This window comes from Desulfobacter postgatei 2ac9, from assembly GCF_000233695.2.
GTDB lineage: Bacteria > Desulfobacterota > Desulfobacteria > Desulfobacterales > Desulfobacteraceae > Desulfobacter > Desulfobacter postgatei.
On record NZ_CM001488.1, the window covers coordinates 1,437,021 to 1,454,543 of the forward strand.

Sequence of the window (17,523 nt, forward strand, 5' to 3'; positions counted from 1 at the left end):
ATTCAGGATATCCTTTTGGGTAAAAAAACTTTAAATACCGTACCTTTTCCCTGTTTGCTCGAAACCTCTATTCTCCCTTTATGAGCCTTTACGATATTATGCACGATAGACAGTCCAAGTCCTGTGCCGGAAAGCTTTGTCGTGAAATAAGGTTCAAAAATATCATGAAGTTCTTCCTGCTTTATTCCGCATCCTGTATCAGACACTTCAATAATAATGGTTTCACCAGACATTTCATTATATATTTTAATATTCAATACACCTGAATTTTCCATGGCCTGAATTGCATTGAGGCAGAGATTAAGCAATACCTGTTTCAATCTGTCCGCATCCGCATTGATCTGGGGCAGCCCAGGTTCGATAGCTGTGTTTATTTCGATATGTTCTGCATCCGGTTCATAGGCGATCAACTGCAGGCATTCGGAAACAAGCGCGCCAACATCGACTGGACTTCCTGAAACAGCTACCGGTTTGGCAAGTTCTACCAGCTCCCCAACCACTCGATTCAGCCTGTCTACCTCTTTGGTCATCGTGTCGGCTATCGTGAAGTTTTCAGAATCAGGATCAAAAATCTCTTTGAAAAAAGTAGCGTATCCTTTCAGGGAACTCAAAGGGTTCCTTATCTCATGGGCCACGCCAGCCGCAAGCCTGCCGATTGCAGCAAGCCGTTTATTTTGTTCAATCTCAGTTCTAAGACGATGAAGTTCTGTTTTATCACGCAGGATCAGCAGGGTGCCCAGAGAAGTTCCCTCTTTATCAAATAGCGGACTGACAATTGCTTCCAGTGTACTCTCTGACTTGTCACCTCTTTTAATTATAATCTCTTTTTCAATCAGGCCCTTTTCGCCTGGAATTGTTTCAAGCAGATGTCTGATTTCACCGGGAAGAACATTGTCGATCCCCTGTAGATTGAGATCCTGAGAGATATCCAGAATAGCTGAAGCTGCGGGATTGATTGAAATGACCCGGCTGTTCATATCAGTGGCGATCAGCCCTATCGGCATATTTTCCACAAGATTATCGGAGAATACCTGTATTCTTGAAAGAGATGATCTAGCCTGGCTGTACCGCTGAACGATAAATACCAGGACAAACCCGGTAAACCCTATCAACGCCAGAATTATTCCCATCATTATCGCATGCTGGGTATCACTCCTGTCCGCACTTGTGATCAATTCCATGTCAAGGCCGACAAAAATTATCGTATCTTTATACAAATCAATCTCATTGAACCAATTGCCATGCATTCTGCGATGCATGCCCATCATCAAGTTTGAGCGATGTGATCTGTTCGTGTTTAGCGGTGAAAATTTTTTGTGTACCTCAAATACCTGATTACCGCTTTGATCTTCTATAATTCTCCATCCGGTTTTATTCTCCTTAATCACAGCCTGAAGATCCAGATCCCGGCCATACAGGTTTCCTTCTTTTTTTTTCTGATTGTGAACCAGTATTTCCCCATCCTTATTTACAATAAACAGGTAAGAAATGTCGGGCAGTGCAGCGGTTTCTGCCAGCAGATTTTCCACAGCAGTACCAGACCACCTCATATTCATCATCCCTGTATAGGTTCCGGCCTCAAATGCCCTGATCAATGCAGTGCCCTTTTCAAGCAGCAGGTTTATACTTTGCTCTTTTTGCTTGTTGATCCTGTCAATCGTCATAAAGGCGAAAATTGGGAAAAGAACAATAATCGTTCCAATGAGAATCAGGGGAGGGATGTTCGTTGTGATTTTAATTTTTTTCATTAAGGGCTCATGTCGCGTTTTGGGTCTTAGTTAATCATCAGCTCAATAAGTGAGTGAAACAGGGATTTTCCTCGTTTACCAACATTATGAACGAACGCCAAAAATCCGAGGTAAAAAGGAAGTTTCTCCTATGAGATACCTCGATGTGGGCGAATCCAGCTTCGGAGTAATGACCAGAAGCCCTCCATTGTATTCACATGGACTTCATAAAATCCGTCTCCATCGTCATCTCTGCTATATTCACCGGCTCCATGCTTCACATTTTCATGATCATAAACCCATTCGTCCAAACGGTCATAAATGGCAGACTCATCGGTGTAGACCAATGTTCCTGGTTGTATAGTGGCCCTTATCAAAGGCTCAATGGTGGTCTGCCGGACATTGGGGCGCATTTGAATCACAACCTGCCCACACCGTTGTATCATCCCGAAAATAGGTGGCTTCTCTTTTTCCTGCGTACCACGCTCTATAGCACCTTTTAATCGGTTACGGCGACCATCTCGACGTTTTTTTGATACAGCCTCGGGGTTGCCTTTGTGCTCTGCAACGATATATATACACCTCATCGCACTCAACCTCTTCCTGAAGGGTTATCTGAGGCTTTTTTTTACCACGCCTTCGCGTAGTTGAGTAGCCATATTGTGAATAGCTCCACGATTAAGATCCAACTCTGAGTGTAATTGCACATTGGGAAAATATATCATTAAAGGACTTTTATCACTACAGCGACACTTGTTTTTTCATACAAAAAAAAAGGGGGGGGGGAATCACCACATTTTAGCTGATTTAAAGCTATAAAATACTCCATCGACAGAGGCGATTTCGGAAGTGTCGCTGTAGTGTTATCATACAAAAACGTAATACCCAAAAAAGGATGACATGAAAAAAGCATCATGGGTTGGTGTCTGACAATCAAAATCCTAAACAAAGGATAGCTCCCAAATTCACCTATGCGTATATTGGTTAAAGGTCATAACCTCTGCCTCAAAAAAAATGAATAATTTTGATCGATAATGCATTGACATATATCAAGTTCTCTCTTTTTTTGAGAACTTGATATATGTCAATGAAACAACCCGGTATTTCCGATAAGAAAGAGTCAGCATGACAATTTAAAACAAAGACAATAAATGTGAAAGGGAAAAACATGAAAGTTTTGAAACTCACAGAGACAAACGAGTTTAAACCTGGAGCCATGAAAAGATTTTTTTTAGTTCAAACGTCAGAATTTTTCAAAATCATCAATTTTAATCTTGATGCCGGCGTGACGTTTCCAGTGCACTCCCACGATCTGGACGGGGAATTGTCCATCCAGGTTCTTGAAGGAAAAGGGTGGTTTCTGGGGGAAAATGATACAAAAATTCCAGCCAATGAAGGTGATATTTTGATTTCTGAAATCAGGGAACCCCACGGGGTCATGGCGGATACCAAAATGCGGATCATCGTCACCATTGCTCCGCCGATCTGATGGGACACAGCCCGGCGGCAAACCTAAAAATGCAGCCGCTCAAAGTAACTTGGGCGGCTGCATTTACGTTTTGCATTAACTATTGTTTGAAAATTTCAGGTGGTTTTGTCGTACTACCGGTGGCGTTTGGATAATTTTCCGCTTTGTAGGATTTTTCACCGGTTTCAATCAGGTGGTTGGCTTCTTCCATAAACGTGTTGAACCGTTTTTTACATTCATAAAATCCATGCCACCACGAGTAGTCCGGGGCCATCATTGCAGCCCCCATCCTTGCCCGGCGCCCTTCGTGGTGCCATAGTTCATAGTACTCCACCTCAAGAGGCTCATCAAAAAAACGGGTTTTGTCGAGCAAGCCTTTTGCGTAGAGTTCGTCAAGCTTGGCCTTAGCCGGTTTGAAATAAACCTCATTATATTCTTTGATGGTCTGATCCATCTGGCTGTAATGGGATTCGGTCCACCTTTTTCCATGACACTGCATACAGATTTCCTGCATTTTAGTCCGTTCTTCCTGCCAGTTTGTCTGGGCCGGAAGCGGTTTAAAATCTTCGGGCCTGATTGTCAATGGGGCTTGCAATTCCCAGGATAATCTTTCAGTGACATCATGGGAGGTCATCACACTGCCGGCACCGGACATATGACACGAGGCACAGGTTGGTCCCCTGAAATCAACACCAGGACTCCATGTGCCCGGAGCGGCGGTCCAGTTGTATTCATCCCCAAATGCATCGTAAATATCCCCATGTTTTGACTCTGTAAAAATTTCAATCTGGGGATGATCCGGACCAAGGTGGCATTGCCCGCAGGCCTGGGGTTTTCTGGCCTCCATAACAGAAAAACGATGTCTTGTATGGCAACTTGTGCAACTGCCTTTACTGCCGTCAAGATTCAGCCGTCCCACACCGACGTTGGGCCAGGTTGTCGGATCAAGTTCTTTGTCTTTTAATTTTAAAATGGTGCCGTGGCAATGGTAACAGCCGTTTACCCGCTCAAAGTCACTGTTCATGCCATCGTTGAGCCAGGGATCTATTTTCCAGATAATCTCAAGGGTATTGGCATGTTTACTCTTGCTGTATTGCATTGCTTCATCCGGATGGCAGCGGGAGCAGTCTTTGGGGGTGACCACGGCGGAAACCGGAACCATGTATTTTTTTTGCCCGTATTTCGTATCGTTTGCTTCGTACTCTTTAAAGTGTGATTGACTGACGTCCGGATCATGAGCCTCGGCAGCGTGACAGTCGTAACAGGTGATATTGGCGCCGGCATGACGGCTGGCCGCCCAGTCGGAAAAATGCCGGGATGCTGCTTTTTATGACATTCGATACACGCCATAGCCTCAGGTGACATGGACCGCTCGATTCTAAACTCTTTTGATTTTGGTATATTCATCTGGACATCCGAACATAAAACTGCGGATGTGGATATGCCGGTGATAAATACACCCGCCAGAAGTGCACTCAATTTTTTTTTCATGGTATCCCCTTATTTTATGTGTAACCGTTACAAGGTTTATAAAGCCTAAATCCCCAATCCTCTATAAGGTGCCTGTTTTTCTTTATACTTATAAATTTCACTGTCCACATGGACCAGATTTCTGTGGCAGTCTACACACTTTTTTTCATATCCTTTTTTAGGGTATAGAACTGTCCGGTGGGCCAGCATGGCTCCCCTTTTATCCGGCATATTCAAAAGATTTCGGTGACATTTTCGGCATTGTGCATTTTTAAAGGTTGCATAAGTATGCTCACGGCTCTTTTCCCGATCATAGGTCCCATAGGCAAAATGGACGAATACATCTTTGATGCCGTGGGCTGTTTTTGTATAAAAAAAGTTAATTGTATCCTGCGGGGCAGGCAGGTGGCAATCCATACAATCAGCCACAAACCCCTGGGCGTTGTTTACATGGGTAGAGGTCTTCCAGGCATTAAAAGCGGGTTGAATTTCGTGGCAGGAGGCGCAGAATCCAGGCGTTGATGTTCTCACCATTGTATAGTAGGTCAGGCTAAATACAGGAAAAGCGATAATAATGCCGATAAAGACAAAAATTGCGGGTTTGAGCATTTTTTTCATTTGAAACCTCACGCCTGTTAACCTATTAAAATTTATTTTCGAAATAAAATTGCCCGAGCTTCCAGGTATAATTTATGCTGATTCTTAAAAATTTTAACATAGATAACCGGGGAAACTTGGAATTCTTACCTCCGAGCATTCTCTAACTCAGCCAACCTCTTTCGATTCTCCCGTTCTTCCTTGTATCTCTTAGTAATGTCTCTCGCGCTTGACAACGCCCCAATCACATTCTTTGCGGAATCTAAAACAATAGAAAAACCGAGTTCAACGTAAATGACAGACCCGTCTGCATGTAAAGATTTCGTAGGCAAGGACTTCCCAACATACTTTGTTTCCCCCCTTTGCATCGCTTGTTCATATCCGCGCCAGTGGGCCTTTCGTAAGTTTTGCGGAACTATGATGTCTAAGTTTGATCCGATTGCTTCCTCTTTGGTAAATCCAAAAATACGCTCAGCCGCCAGATTCCATACACGTATTGTCCCTTCAGTATCAGCAAATATCATTGCATCGGGATTTTGCTCTATAAGGCTGTCCATGAATCCGTTGTTCATATTTACATCGTCTCCGCAAGATGTGGGGTTGTTGGAATCCTACTTCCCGGCACTATAATATTAACCTTACCGGCCATAGGATAAGAGTACCGGTAACTTTGGTCGTCCAGGGTAGTGAGGTGTAAATTCTCTTTTAACTACGGATATAGCTTTGCTTCGTAGCCGTATAGCTGCGTTATAACGAACAAGGCGAAACAACGCTTCCGCAGTACGATATTATCGGGCTATTTGCCAGACCGCGCCCGTTTGACCACATGAACGTCTCGCATCAGTGGGTTGGGCTTTGGCCATGCCCAACTGCATGCGCTTGTGTGTGTCGGGCACGGTACCTGTTTTTAAAAGTAAATCAAATGTATAAAATTCCGATACATTTGGCAAGTCATAGGCCATTTTATCGTTCAGACACAAAATGTTTATATATTTTTATAAGAAACCATAGATAAGAGGGCGAAGCGCCTGCAGCGCCCGTTTTAGCCTGCATTGTTGGTATCTTTAGTTTCATTGTTTGTTGTGGGTTTGCGGCCCATGTACGTTATAAAAACCGGTATGCTTTCAGTTGCTGAAAAAACAATACCGGTTCTATTTTTTACGAGTTCGGGCAGGATTAATTGCCGGCCATCATGGCTGCAATATCCTCGTCCACCGTACCAATGGGCTTGATGTCAAATTTTTCCACCAAAACCTTGGCCACGGCCGGAGACAAAAAGGCCGGAAGTGTGGGTCCAAGGCGGATGCCCTTGACACCGAGGGAAAGCAGGGCCAGGAGCACGGCCACGGCTTTCTGCTCATACCAGGCAATGTCGTAGGAGATGGGCAAATCATTAATGTCGTCCAGACCAAACACCTCTTTGAGTTTCAGGGCAATGACCGCCAGGGAGTAGGAATCGTTGCATTGACCCGCATCCAGTACCCTGGGAATACCTCCGATATCGCCTAAGTCAAGCTTGTTGTAGCGGTACTTGGCACAGCCGGCTGTGAGGATCACCGTATCCTTGGGCAGCTTTTCAGCAACTTCTGTATAGTAATTGCGGTTTTTCTGCCGGCCGTCGCAGCCTGCCATGACCACAAAACGTTTAATGGCGCCGGATTTTACCGCATCAACCACCTTGTCGGCCAGGGCCAGGACCTGGTTGTGGGCAAATCCGCCCACAATGGTGCCCGTCTCAATCTCTTCGGGAAGAGCGCATGTTTTGGCCCTTTCAATCAGGGCTGAAAAATCCTTGGCTCCGCCTTCGGGCCGGTCTGCAATGTGTACCGCGTTTTCATACCCCACCACGCCGGTGGTAAAAAGGCGGTCCAGGTAGGTGTTGCTCTTTTTCAGAGGTACCAGGCAGTTGGTGGTCAGCAGGATAGGACCGTTAAAGGATTCAAATTCTTTATTCTGCTGCCACCATGAGCCCCCGTAGTTGCCCACGAAATGATCGTATTTTTTAAATGCCGGATAATAGTTGGCCGGCAGCATTTCACCGTGGGTGTATACATCAATGCCGGTGCCGGCGGTCTGTTTGAGCAGATCTTCCATGTCTTTAAGATCATGGCCTGAGATCAGAATTCCTGGATTTTTACCCACACCGATGTTGACTTCGGTAATCTCCGGATTTCCGTAGGCTGTTGTATTGGCTTCATCAAGCAGGGCCATGGTGTTAACGGCGATTTCTCCGGCCTTCATGACCATGGCGATCATCTCATCCACGGACAGGTCCTTTGTGGTGGAGACCAAAGCTTCCATGATAAAATCGTTGATTTCATCTTTTTGACATCCCAGGACAGCGGCGTGGTCGGCATAGGCGGCCACCCCTTTAAGGCCGATAATCAGCAATTCGCGCAGGGAACGGACATCCTCGTTTTCCGTGGCCAGAATGCCTACGGTTTTTGCCTTTTCTGCAAAATCGGACACATCCCCGGTCCAGGTAGCTGCTTCAGGCAGTAGACCGTCAAACGCTGTATTGTTTTTCTCTTTGTATGCGGCCAAAAACCTTGACCGGATCAGGTCTTTGCGCTTCAGACCGTCATTGATCATACTGACAAATCGTGCATCGTCCCAGTTGGCATTGGTAATGGTGGCAAACAGGCATTGTACCACAAAATCGTCATTGGACCGGTCGGGATTGCCCAGTTCTTTGAGCTTTTCACCATAGACAGAGATTCCCTTGAGCACGAAAATCAGCAAATCCTGGAGGTTGGCGGTTTCTTCGGGCTTTCCGCAGACACCTTTTACGGTGCAGCCGATGTTTTTTGCGGTTTCCTGACATTGAAAACAAAACATGATTATTTGCTCCTTTTTTGGGCTATGATACGGGTGTGGATAAAATTAAACAGGTTGTTTTTATCTATAATCGTTTTCTTTGTGTTTCCGGGCGATGGCACCTGCCAGATCATCTAGGGCATTGAATACACTTGCGGTTGGGACGCCTTTGCAGAGAACCGGATCAATTACCTCGACCTTAAGGTTGGGAATCATCCCGGCAAGAGTATCCACGGTTTTGCCACCCCAGCCATAGGAGCCTACTACAGAGAGAAATTTTGTGTTGGGCCGCAGGGCGTTGGCCAGAAAAGCGGCATAGGCGGCATAAGGATGGGGGCCGGCCAGGATGGTAGGAGTTCCCACAACAATGGTAGCGGCATCTACCAGGGCCATGGCCAGCTTTCCGATATCGGTGACAGCCAGGTTAAACTGTTCCACCCTGACCCCCTTGTCCACCAGGGCACCCACAAGGTGCTCCACCATGAGTCTTGTACTTTCGTGCATGGATACATAGGGGATAACAACGGTGTTTCTGGGGGCACCCTCGGTCCACTTTTTATATGCATCAAGAATAAAACCGGCATCGGGAAATATCTGGCCGTGGCCCGGGGCGATCATTTTAATGTCATAGGGGGCCAGCTTTTCCATATTTTTTTTAATGATGCTTCTAAAGGGCATCATGATTTCGGCAAAATACCGTTTGGCCGCCTCATACACCCGGCCCTGATCCGTAACAAACAGGTCGCTTGAGGCAATATGGGAACCGAAGAAATCGCAACTGAACAGAATTTTGTCCTCTTCCAGAAAGGTTACCATGGTTTCAGGCCAGTGAACCCAGGGGGTAAAAATAAATTTCAGGGTTTTATCCCCCAAAGAGAGTGTCTCCCCGTCTTCTATGGAAACGAAAAAATTTTCCGGAATATTCAGAAGATCCTTGAGAAGATCCTTGGCCTTGGGCGTGGATATGAGTTTAGCATTGGGATATTTTTCAAGGACCTGCATGATCGTTCCTGAATGGTCCTGTTCCGCGTGGCTTGAGATGATGTAATCGATATTTTTGACCCCTTTAAGCTGGCCCATGAATTCTTTGGCCATGGGAGGATCAACCGTGTCAATCAATGCCGTTTTCTCACTTCCTTTAATAAGATAAGCGTTGTAGCTGGTCCCATCCGGAAGGGGAACAAGGGCGTCAAACAGTCGACGGTCCCAATCCACTGAGCCCATCCAGTAAATGTCTTCTTTGATCTTTCGTGCTTTCATAGCGTTCCTCCTATTTTATGGTTTTTGTTCTTGAATTTGTTGGTATGGCTGTATTTTGAATAACCCTGTTAATCTGATCGACAAAATGATTCAGATTAAGTCCATATTCTCCTGCAATATCCGTCACTGTGTGAAAGGTCTCTGCCGGACAGCCGATACAGAGCAGCCCCATGTCCATAAATAATTTGATAAGCGTCGGATATTGGTCTATTAATTCTTTGATCGTGATGTTCTTTAACTCAGGACTGTTCAAAATCGTTTTCCTTTTAAATAACGGCCATACCCTGAAGGGCAGAAACCCGGAACCACCAGGACATACGATTCAACGTTGCCTGAAATAACGGTTGGACTTTAGGCTTAATTCTTCCGGCCTTTAATAGTAAAGATAGAAATAAACCTTATTTGAGACGGCTTCTTTGTTCTGGCGCAAACAATGGAAAGCTATTTTTACTGATGATGAAACATTTAACTTAAAAATTACAATCCGCCGAACAAACAAAATAACATATTTTCATCCGATTTCGGCAAATTTGTTCAGGGAATGGGGATCGGTGATAATAATTTGTTCACGGCCGGATTTTATCCAGCCTTTTTTTTCCCAGGCACTGAGGGTGCGGCTGACGGTGTATAAAGTGGTCCCTGCATAGTCGGCAATATTCTGACGGCTTAAGGGCATATCAATCTGAATCCCCGACCGGGTTCTGGTCCCGGCCCGCCTCATGATCCGCAGCAGGGTACGGGCAATCCGCTGATTTACATGCTCGGTACACACTTCAAGGTATCGATTCTGCAAATCATCAATACGTTCCAAAATGGTGTTTAGCAGATTGGCTGTGACAGCCGGATATTTTTGCATGAGGTGCAATATTGTCGGTTTGTCCCACAAGGTTACCTCGGTCTTTTCTATTGCCTCAGCAGTGACCGGGTAATCCCAATTTTTAAGTACAGCCACTGCGGCTGTCAATTCTCCGGTACTGATATAGCGGAGAATGACCTCTTTGCCCTGCTCGTTCAGTTTGCTCAGTTTTAACCGGCCCCGGTTCACCAGTACAACATTTACGGCTGGATCTCCTTGATGAAACAGAATACTTTTTTGGGGCATGATTACCCTGCGTCCACTTTTTAATACATCTGCATATTCCTGGTCGGCAAGATCTTTGAAAATTTCTGACAGATCAGTTTCATCAAAAATATTTGGCATTGCATTCATGAGGGCTTCCGTGTGGATTGAGTAGTTTATTATACTTCATTCGTTTTAGCAGGAGCGGATGATATGTCAAGAAGAAACCAGCTGAAAACTTAGGCTTTACGCCCTAAAAATCCAAATTGTAAAATAGTGAGGAAAATTTTGCCATATGATATAATAAAGGGGTTTATCAAAAAAATTTTGCTTGACCCAAGCCTGAATTCTCTGTTAACCAATACTCGCTATGAAGGTTAACCAAATATTGCCGGATAAAAGGCAGATGATTCTTAAAGTTTTGTACCAGTCGGATGAAGAACCTGTTTCAGCGGTCAAAATCAGTGAAGCTGCCGGAATTTCCTGGATAACGGTCTGGAAACACATTAAGGCCCTGAAATAAGCTATCGTGGATATTAAAGCCCTGCCAACAAAGTACAAACTTCAAGATGCCGGCAACCTGCTGTATCCTTTTTGTTTCCCTCAGGACAAAATTTTCCACTTCTCGGAACTTGATTCTACCATGGACTAAGCCCGGGAGACGGCCCGGCAAGATCAAGGGGTCCACTATAATAGTTGCGTCATTGCCGAAGTCCAGACAACCTCCAGGGGCCGGCTGAACAGACAGTGGTCCTCTGCCCGGGGCGGGCTTTGGTTTACCCTGATCCTTAAACCGGATTTGCCGCCCCCCTTGGCTTGGACCGTGAACTTTGTCACATCTACCTGCACGACCGAAGTGCTGACCGATTTATTTGACTTCGATGTCTGCGTCAAATGCTCCAATGACCTAATTCTCAAAGGCCGCAAACTGTCCGGAATGCTGTCAGATTGTCCGGATATAGAACGAATCAAAAGAACTCTGAAAACACTTTATAAAGAACACGATGAAATTGGTGATGCAGTTTATAAGATTCGCAAACTTGCAGGTGATTACAAAATTCCAAAAGACGCATGCAACACATTTGTGCTCACGTTCAAAAAATTAAATGAGTTTGAAGACGATCTGCATAAGCATGTCCATCTTGAAAACAATATTCTTTTTCCAAAAGCAGGACGACTCTAATACTTTTTGTCTTATGTTTTTTTGAAAAAAACATAGAATCATCTTAAGTTTAAAGCGGACTTCTTCCAGTTTTTTTTAAATGGTTCAATCTTGGCATCCTAAGATGACGCGTGAGGCGGAAAATTTTTTAAAGGCGGTTTAGCCCCCGTTTTGGCATGGTCTTCAATCAAGGATAAAAAACGCCTCAAATTAACCTATGTCAATGACAACAGAGAGATTTCAGATAAACTCCTGTGTACCAATAACCTGTAATTAGTACAGGAGATATTATGATTACATTCAAAGGAAAAACCGCAGTTATTACATAAGGAGGTAGTGACGGTATCGGATTTGCCATTGCCAAGAACTTCGCTGCCCATGGTGCAGATCTTGTTATCATAGGAAGATACCTAAACAATTGGCGGAAAAGGCCTACAACCTACCCTGAAGGGCGACCACGTTTTGCCCGTGGAGGCGGATATGTTACAGGCGGGTGTTTTGAAAAATTTTTTTCATTCAGTCGAAAAACAGGGCGTCCGGGGGGATATCCTGGTCAACAATACTAGGATCGGTTGGTTCACACCCTTTTCCCAGATGTTGAAGGCTGATTCTGACCGGCACTTTTCCCTAAACGTCCAGGCACGTTTGCGGCGATGATTTAAAAGGTATTTTCATACTTTTTCCCTTCCGGTAAACACCGCCACCATTTTTGATGGTTTTGAATCTTAACTGCAGCTATCATGGTCCAGTTACATTTTAATCTATCTTTTTGAAGCTATGTAGAGTTGTGTTTTTATTTCAGTTGGTTATGAATTTTAAATAGTGCGTTATAGCACTACACTTGTGGATTGTCCTCATAACCCAATGAAAATATGGATTTTTTAAGTAGGCCATTAACATAAAAAATTTCATCAAATGATACGATATTGCATTGCGAATGGTGTAGTGCTATACAAAAATATAACTATTATGATTTCATAGACTTAATATTTTTTGTTCGAAAAGATGGGTTAAAAAATCATCGTTGAGCATAGCGAATAAGGTCCGTTGAGTGAAGCGAATAAGGCAGGACGTAAAGTTGAACACCTTGAAAAGTGGGCCTACTTTACATGTCCTGCCCTCCTATCCTCGAAGATTTATACAGAATATTCGAGATAAATACAGATATTTGGAGAATTCTTCAAAAATCTACATTTTTCGATAAAAAACATGCAGAAATCTATGAAAAGTATACAGAAATCTATAATAATCGCTAAATTTTTATTCAAGTTTGTCACTTATTAAATTAACAGCGGATTTTGCCTGGGAAGGTGCTAAATGAGCATACCGCATTGTAATATTAATACTGCTGTGGCCAAGCAATTTACTGACCACCTCAAGTTTAACCCCATCCTGGACAAGCCAACTTGCAAACGTATGTCGCAATGTGTGGAAGACAACTTTATGCCTGGAATCTTTGATCCCATCATTCAGGCCGGATTCTTTAACAGCCTGTTCAAATATTTTTGGTGCGGAAAAGGTAAATATTTTATTACTTTTTTTATCCGAGATTATTTTAAAAGCTGTGCCATTTAAAGGAACGACTCTGTTTTTATGAGTTTTAGAGTCTAAAACACAAATATGCCGGTCACTGTCGTTGATATTTTCAGAACCGAGATTAAATATCTCCCCTCGCCGCAGCCCGGTGTTAACGGCAAATAATGATATTTCAAACCAGGCATTTGATTTTTGCTTTAAAATATTTAGAAGACCGTCCAATTCTGGCTTTGAAAGATAACGCAACCTACGGTTGTCAAATTTTGGCATCACATTTTTGAATTTAGGCACCTGCACAGAGTGGTCATAATCGACAACCCGGTTAAGGATTCTACGCAGTAAGGATAAGCAATGAAAAACAGTCTGAGGACTCAAATTTTTTGATTCCAACGATTTGCGTAGTTCAAGAAGATCGTAAATGGTCAATTCCTTAATGGTTTTTTCTCCAACTATCGGGGCAATATGGTTTTTCCATCTGCCTGTCTCCGTCGTTTTACATCTCTTTGAAAATGATTGTAAGATAAAATCATTATAAAACTTCCACGCTTCATCAACTTTTCTGATCTCTTTCAATTAAATACCCCCTAAATAGGAAAATTATGTAACACAATTCAAGTAAATGCAAAATCCATACTAAAAGATAGTCTTAGTGAATTTAGATAGTTATGGCTTAGCGTACTTGTTGGGAAGTTACAAAATCTGCACTTAACTAAAATAATTGTTGCTTTTTTTTGAAAGCAGCCTATACTGTGCGTTAAGCGTAAGGTTTTAGAAAGAAGTCTTTACGGAAAGGTAAGGTGACGGCCTGCAAAGCCGTTATTCCCCGGTTCAAATCCGGGAGCCGCCTCCAACCCAAATTTTAAGGGCTTAGAAGAATCTTTTCTTCTGAGCCCTTTTTTATTTGGGCTCTCCTTAAGTGGCAGTCTGGAAAAAGATACCAGATCACCTGTCTTAAATCCTTTTTTTGCAATACCGCAAAACTCACCTTTTTTGATTATCCTGTGGTAATTCCAGCCAGCGTGCCGTCAATTTTTCCAGTTCCGTTCGAACTTTTTTGCCGGAACGGGTATGGAGTTTGAAACGATTACGGTGATTGCAAAGTCGTTGTCACTCTTCACGGAATACCTCCATATCAACAGATGAGAATGCGCTAATCGTTTCCTCAAGATTTCCCGGGCGCGGAATCAATTCCCACGCTCCAGAACATTGGATCATACGCTTTGTAGCTCCTTTTTGCCCTGTTGTTCGCAGTAGGCGCTGATTGAGTCCGCGGAATTCACTTTCCCGATCATTATTCGTTCTCGGCAAAGCAGGTAGATCATAAGTGTGAAACAAGCCGGAGGCGTAATTACGAGTAGTTTTACGGATCTTGCTTGCGAATATGAACAGTGTCGGATTATCCTTGTTTTGCTCAAGTAACTGGTCCAGGTACTCAACCAGTTCGTTTTCTACCTCATCTCCCGTTCGAGACGGGTTTTCGTCTGGGTCGAGCAACGTCGAGATATGAATCAACCAGCCGGCAACTTCACTCAATTGATCATAGTCATCCGTAAAGCATTTGAGGGCTTCACTCAGACCGTGCTGTAACCGGATCGACTGAATGTTGTTCCGTTTTCCCATCGGCAGTAGGATTTTCAATGACAGCTGACGGCAGCAAACCCGTTACCGTCAATACTCCGGGTTGTTCCAGATGCTCCGGGCGGATGATCTCGCCAGCCTTTTCCCGGACCGTTTTCCTGAGTTCAACTTTCATTGTCTCATCAGTCGATGCTGCCGGTTCAGCAATATTTTTGAGATAATGCAACTGGCAGAAAGGGTGTCGGGCTTCACTGATGGTGATTCTGCCGGCTAAATCCGAGTGAATCTCTTCGAAAGTACATCTGCTGGCCTGTCGTTGCCATCCGATCGTTGTAATGACGTCAAAACCATAGGTGCAATACATCGGAGCAATTTGCTGCCATTCAGAGGATCGCCACTTTTCCCCGTAATTGGTGCAACCGGGACTGTCGCACTGCTTGGGCCAATAACCGACTTCCACTGTCGATGACAGGTTTTGTACAATTTTATGTCCGCTTGAATAACGACTCAACTTCAGTTGTTCACCACATAACGGACATTGATCTAATTCGCAAATATACATTTCCGATGTTTGAGGGTATAATGTACAGCGTGTTCTCATGGCATATTCTCCTTTGGGAGTCTTTGTTTTTGGCAAAACATTTATTGCCATGAGAACTTCCTTTATTCAACCCTTTTCGGGGTGAGTTTTGCGGTATTGCCAAATTTGCATTTGATTGTGAATAATGCCAGATTCCTTATTTTGCCATGGATTCAATCAAAAAATTTGGCATCCAAAGTTCTCTCATTAATCACACACCGACTCCCTGATGATTGGCACAACAAGTATAATATCCGACCTGTCCTGCTTGAGACGTTTGTTCAAAAAGATCGTTTCGCAGGGACCTGTTATAAAGCCGCAAACTGGCAAATTGTTGGAGAAACTAAAGGGCGTGGTAAATTAGGTGCTAACCCAAAGAAAGGGACGGTGATTGTTCCCATCAAAGATGTTTGGGTTTATCCTCTGGACCAGAATTTTAGGACTTTACTCAAATCAACTTAAAAATGACTAACCCGAATATTTACTTTGGAATCACAGCTTATGGAGTATTTTGAATATGTTAACCAGAATCCCAAACCGATTCAGTGGTCTTACACAAAAGTTAAAATGTTGGAAAAATTTGACACTCAAAATCAATATAAACTAGCGGCATAATTACAGCGCTGGGTACTTAGTCTGGGTATTGATGGTCAGATTGGTCCATGGCGTTATTGGGAGCCTTACCTGGCTCGTTCAGTCTACGCTGCCGGAATAAGTTGTTCAGACAAGAGGAATTTTGTCTCTAAGCAGTGCATGGCAAAACATTGAGACGTCCCGGCTCCATTTACTATACCGCTCAGGGAAGGGGACGATATCAGGAATGGTTTCGAACAACGAGGCTAAATGCGCTTCTTTTATCGTTAACTGCTTGATTTTAGAGATGTCTTCCTTATTAAGACCGCCCCTGGCGATAATTTCTATAGGTCCTGCAGGGATTAAATAGTCCTCCCCTGCTTTTGTCATTACAGCCTGCATTCCGGAAAGATAGCACCCTGTCGGTACTTTTTCAGTCTGACTGCATATCTCCTTCATGCTTGAATGTTTAGCTAAAACATTAATGATTCCCTGTTGCATGCGGGGAAGATATTCGCTTTGGTAATATCCTCCAATACACCCAATACCTCTTGCCAGAGAAATACTGGTGTAACATGTGAAAAGGGATGGCAGCAAACCGCCATTTTTAAGCGCATCAATAACGCTTAAAGGTGCAAAAGGAAGCGTATAAATCTTACCGTGCTCATCCTTTCCTTTTAACCGGAGTTGACCGGATGACCGGCCTTCGAGGACCATGGGAATCAATTTGTTTTTTAAACCCACACCCCAGAAAAAATGGGTTCCGCAATTTGCTAAAGCCTTTTTAACACCATTGTTGCTACAATCTTCCATCAATCTGAGGTCAAGTTTTTTTCCCTGCCAACAAGCCGGGGCCCCATCCAGATTCGATATCAGATCCCCGGCAATATCGGGGTCAAACATCAGCCTGTGAATCAAAGATGACGCGTCTGCCAAATCTTTTATCAAAAGCCTGGAAACAATTGCTTCCAGATCCATGTAAACCAGGTCCAGTGGCATATCAGAATTTGAAAACATGCGTTTCCACAGCCGATGATTTAAAACAACGGACTGCTCTGAATAACTTTGCCATCCCTGGGAAACTGTTTGGGCATAATCTGTTTCGAGGATATCATGCAGTACATTGCCATATTCGGGCAAAAGTTCTCCCTGGGTTATCAGCTTTCCGTTCCGGTCAATTGCCCTTTTAACCTGATCTCTGTCAATGGGGCCAACTAAACTGACGTAACTTGTTTTTAATTTGTCCGAGAATAGAGGCATTTTTTGTGGCATGCCGGCACAATCGTTTTTAGCCGTGTGATAAAGTAACATACCCCTGGGAAACGTCAGATTGTTTAAAGGCACATTGGCACAGGCAATTACCGGTATCGTGGATTGTGTCGGATTCATGAAAGAGAGAATGAGGGAAAAAAGAAAGGTCCCCTGTACCGATTGGGCGAAAAAGTCGACACCATGATGATTCGCGGTCAGTGCGACCGGTGTCATAGAAAGGTCCATCACGGTCCGACGGGCAATGGATTCACCATGAATTGGCAGGAGGTAATCATAAACAATTTCATAAAAATCGTCCTTTTTTTGACAACCATTCCCCAGTGGCAAAGGGTAGTGGGCTATGTACTCGGCGATGGTTGCATCACCTTGTTCTGCAAGGACTTTTTTAATTATAGATGAATGCTTGCAAACTAAGTCAAAATA

The 17,523-nt window shown here is 43.8% G+C and carries 16 protein-coding genes and 2 pseudogenes; 5 read left to right on the forward strand and 13 right to left on the reverse strand.

The features are described 5' to 3' along the window. Positions 1-2: 2 nt before the first annotated feature. Together DESPODRAFT_RS06635 and DESPODRAFT_RS06640 are read right to left on the reverse strand one after the other, a co-directional pair. On the reverse strand, positions 3-1,748 hold the full coding sequence (locus DESPODRAFT_RS06635) for an ATP-binding protein (RefSeq protein ID WP_004072349.1): 1,746 nt from the start codon (positions 1,746-1,748) through the stop codon (positions 3-5). Positions 1,749-1,876: 128 nt separating this feature from the next. Beyond that, on the reverse strand, positions 1,877-2,314 hold the full coding sequence (locus DESPODRAFT_RS06640; RefSeq protein ID WP_216594044.1) for an IS1595 family transposase: 438 nt from the start codon (positions 2,312-2,314) through the stop codon (positions 1,877-1,879). Positions 2,315-2,895: 581 nt separating this feature from the next. On the opposite strand from DESPODRAFT_RS06640, the gene DESPODRAFT_RS06645 reads away from it, so the two are divergent. Beyond that, entirely contained in the window at positions 2,896-3,216 is a 321-nt protein-coding gene (locus DESPODRAFT_RS06645) for a cupin domain-containing protein (protein ID WP_004072350.1), read from the forward strand. Positions 3,217-3,295: 79 nt separating this feature from the next. On the opposite strand, the pseudogene DESPODRAFT_RS06650 reads toward DESPODRAFT_RS06645, so the two are convergent. The 7 genes and pseudogenes from DESPODRAFT_RS06650 to DESPODRAFT_RS06680 form a co-directional block, all read right to left on the reverse strand. Next, positions 3,296-4,686: pseudogene (locus tag DESPODRAFT_RS06650) on the reverse strand (multiheme c-type cytochrome). Between the two features lie 45 nt (positions 4,687-4,731). Beyond that, positions 4,732-5,283: a cytochrome c3 family protein gene (locus DESPODRAFT_RS06655; RefSeq protein WP_004072352.1), complete on the reverse strand. Its 552-nt coding sequence runs from the start codon at positions 5,281-5,283 to the stop codon at positions 4,732-4,734. Positions 5,284-5,408: 125 nt separating this feature from the next. Then, the gene (locus DESPODRAFT_RS06660) at positions 5,409-5,834 is read right to left on the reverse strand and encodes a PAS domain S-box protein (RefSeq protein ID WP_004072353.1); all 426 of its coding nucleotides are present in this window, start codon (positions 5,832-5,834) and stop codon (positions 5,409-5,411) included. A gap of 604 nt (positions 5,835-6,438) precedes the next feature. Next, on the reverse strand, positions 6,439-8,100 hold the full coding sequence (gene hcp, locus DESPODRAFT_RS06665; protein ID WP_004072354.1) for a hydroxylamine reductase: 1,662 nt from the start codon (positions 8,098-8,100) through the stop codon (positions 6,439-6,441). A 60-nt stretch (positions 8,101-8,160) separates the two neighbouring features. Continuing rightward, positions 8,161-9,339 carry an FprA family A-type flavoprotein gene (locus DESPODRAFT_RS06670; RefSeq protein WP_004072355.1) on the reverse strand — a complete coding sequence of 393 codons (1,179 nt, stop codon included), beginning with the start codon at positions 9,337-9,339 and terminating at the stop codon, positions 8,161-8,163. A gap of 10 nt (positions 9,340-9,349) precedes the next feature. Then, on the reverse strand, positions 9,350-9,592 hold the full coding sequence (locus tag DESPODRAFT_RS06675) for a DUF1858 domain-containing protein (RefSeq protein ID WP_004072356.1): 243 nt from the start codon (positions 9,590-9,592) through the stop codon (positions 9,350-9,352). Between the two features lie 258 nt (positions 9,593-9,850). Then, positions 9,851-10,549 (reverse strand): Crp/Fnr family transcriptional regulator, encoded by a 699-nt coding sequence (locus tag DESPODRAFT_RS06680; protein WP_004072357.1) that lies wholly within the window; start codon positions 10,547-10,549, stop codon positions 9,851-9,853. A gap of 256 nt (positions 10,550-10,805) precedes the next feature. Between DESPODRAFT_RS06680 and DESPODRAFT_RS20930 the strand changes: the two genes are divergently transcribed. The 3 genes and pseudogenes from DESPODRAFT_RS20930 to DESPODRAFT_RS21855 all read left to right on the forward strand — a co-directional run bounded on the left by DESPODRAFT_RS20930 (position 10,806) and on the right by DESPODRAFT_RS21855 (position 11,582). Then, positions 10,806-10,922, forward strand: a complete 117-nt coding sequence (locus DESPODRAFT_RS20930) for an HTH domain-containing protein (RefSeq protein ID WP_157488433.1) — start codon at positions 10,806-10,808, stop codon at positions 10,920-10,922. Positions 10,923-11,093: 171 nt separating this feature from the next. Next, positions 11,094-11,330: pseudogene (locus DESPODRAFT_RS21850) on the forward strand (biotin--[acetyl-CoA-carboxylase] ligase); the annotation flags it as partial. A 6-nt stretch (positions 11,331-11,336) separates the two neighbouring features. Further along, on the forward strand, positions 11,337-11,582 hold the full coding sequence (locus tag DESPODRAFT_RS21855) for a hemerythrin domain-containing protein (protein ID WP_083843619.1): 246 nt from the start codon (positions 11,337-11,339) through the stop codon (positions 11,580-11,582). Positions 11,583-12,821: 1,239 nt separating this feature from the next. On the opposite strand, the gene DESPODRAFT_RS06695 is transcribed toward DESPODRAFT_RS21855, so the two are convergent. The 3 genes from DESPODRAFT_RS06695 to DESPODRAFT_RS19345 all read right to left on the reverse strand — a co-directional run bounded on the left by DESPODRAFT_RS06695 (position 12,822) and on the right by DESPODRAFT_RS19345 (position 15,327). Next, complete coding sequence (locus DESPODRAFT_RS06695; RefSeq protein ID WP_004072359.1) at positions 12,822-13,670, reverse strand: tyrosine-type recombinase/integrase; 849 nt, start codon at positions 13,668-13,670, stop codon at positions 12,822-12,824. 534 nt (positions 13,671-14,204) lie between these two features. Next, the gene (locus DESPODRAFT_RS06705) at positions 14,205-14,630 is read right to left on the reverse strand and encodes a hypothetical protein (protein WP_040015876.1); all 426 of its coding nucleotides are present in this window, start codon (positions 14,628-14,630) and stop codon (positions 14,205-14,207) included. Between the two features lie 34 nt (positions 14,631-14,664). After that, on the reverse strand, positions 14,665-15,327 hold the full coding sequence (locus DESPODRAFT_RS19345; RefSeq protein WP_216594045.1) for a hypothetical protein: 663 nt from the start codon (positions 15,325-15,327) through the stop codon (positions 14,665-14,667). A gap of 30 nt (positions 15,328-15,357) precedes the next feature. On the opposite strand from DESPODRAFT_RS19345, the gene DESPODRAFT_RS06715 reads away from it, so the two are divergent. Continuing rightward, positions 15,358-15,717 carry a Druantia anti-phage system protein DruA gene (locus DESPODRAFT_RS06715; protein WP_371905009.1) on the forward strand — a complete coding sequence of 120 codons (360 nt, stop codon included), beginning with the start codon at positions 15,358-15,360 and terminating at the stop codon, positions 15,715-15,717. Positions 15,718-15,975: 258 nt separating this feature from the next. Here DESPODRAFT_RS06715 and DESPODRAFT_RS06720 read toward each other — a convergent pair whose 3' ends face one another. Further along, positions 15,976-17,313, reverse strand: coding sequence for a hypothetical protein (locus DESPODRAFT_RS06720; protein WP_157488434.1), 1,338 nt, complete (start codon positions 17,311-17,313; stop codon positions 15,976-15,978). Between the last annotated feature and the right edge of the window lie 210 nt (positions 17,314-17,523).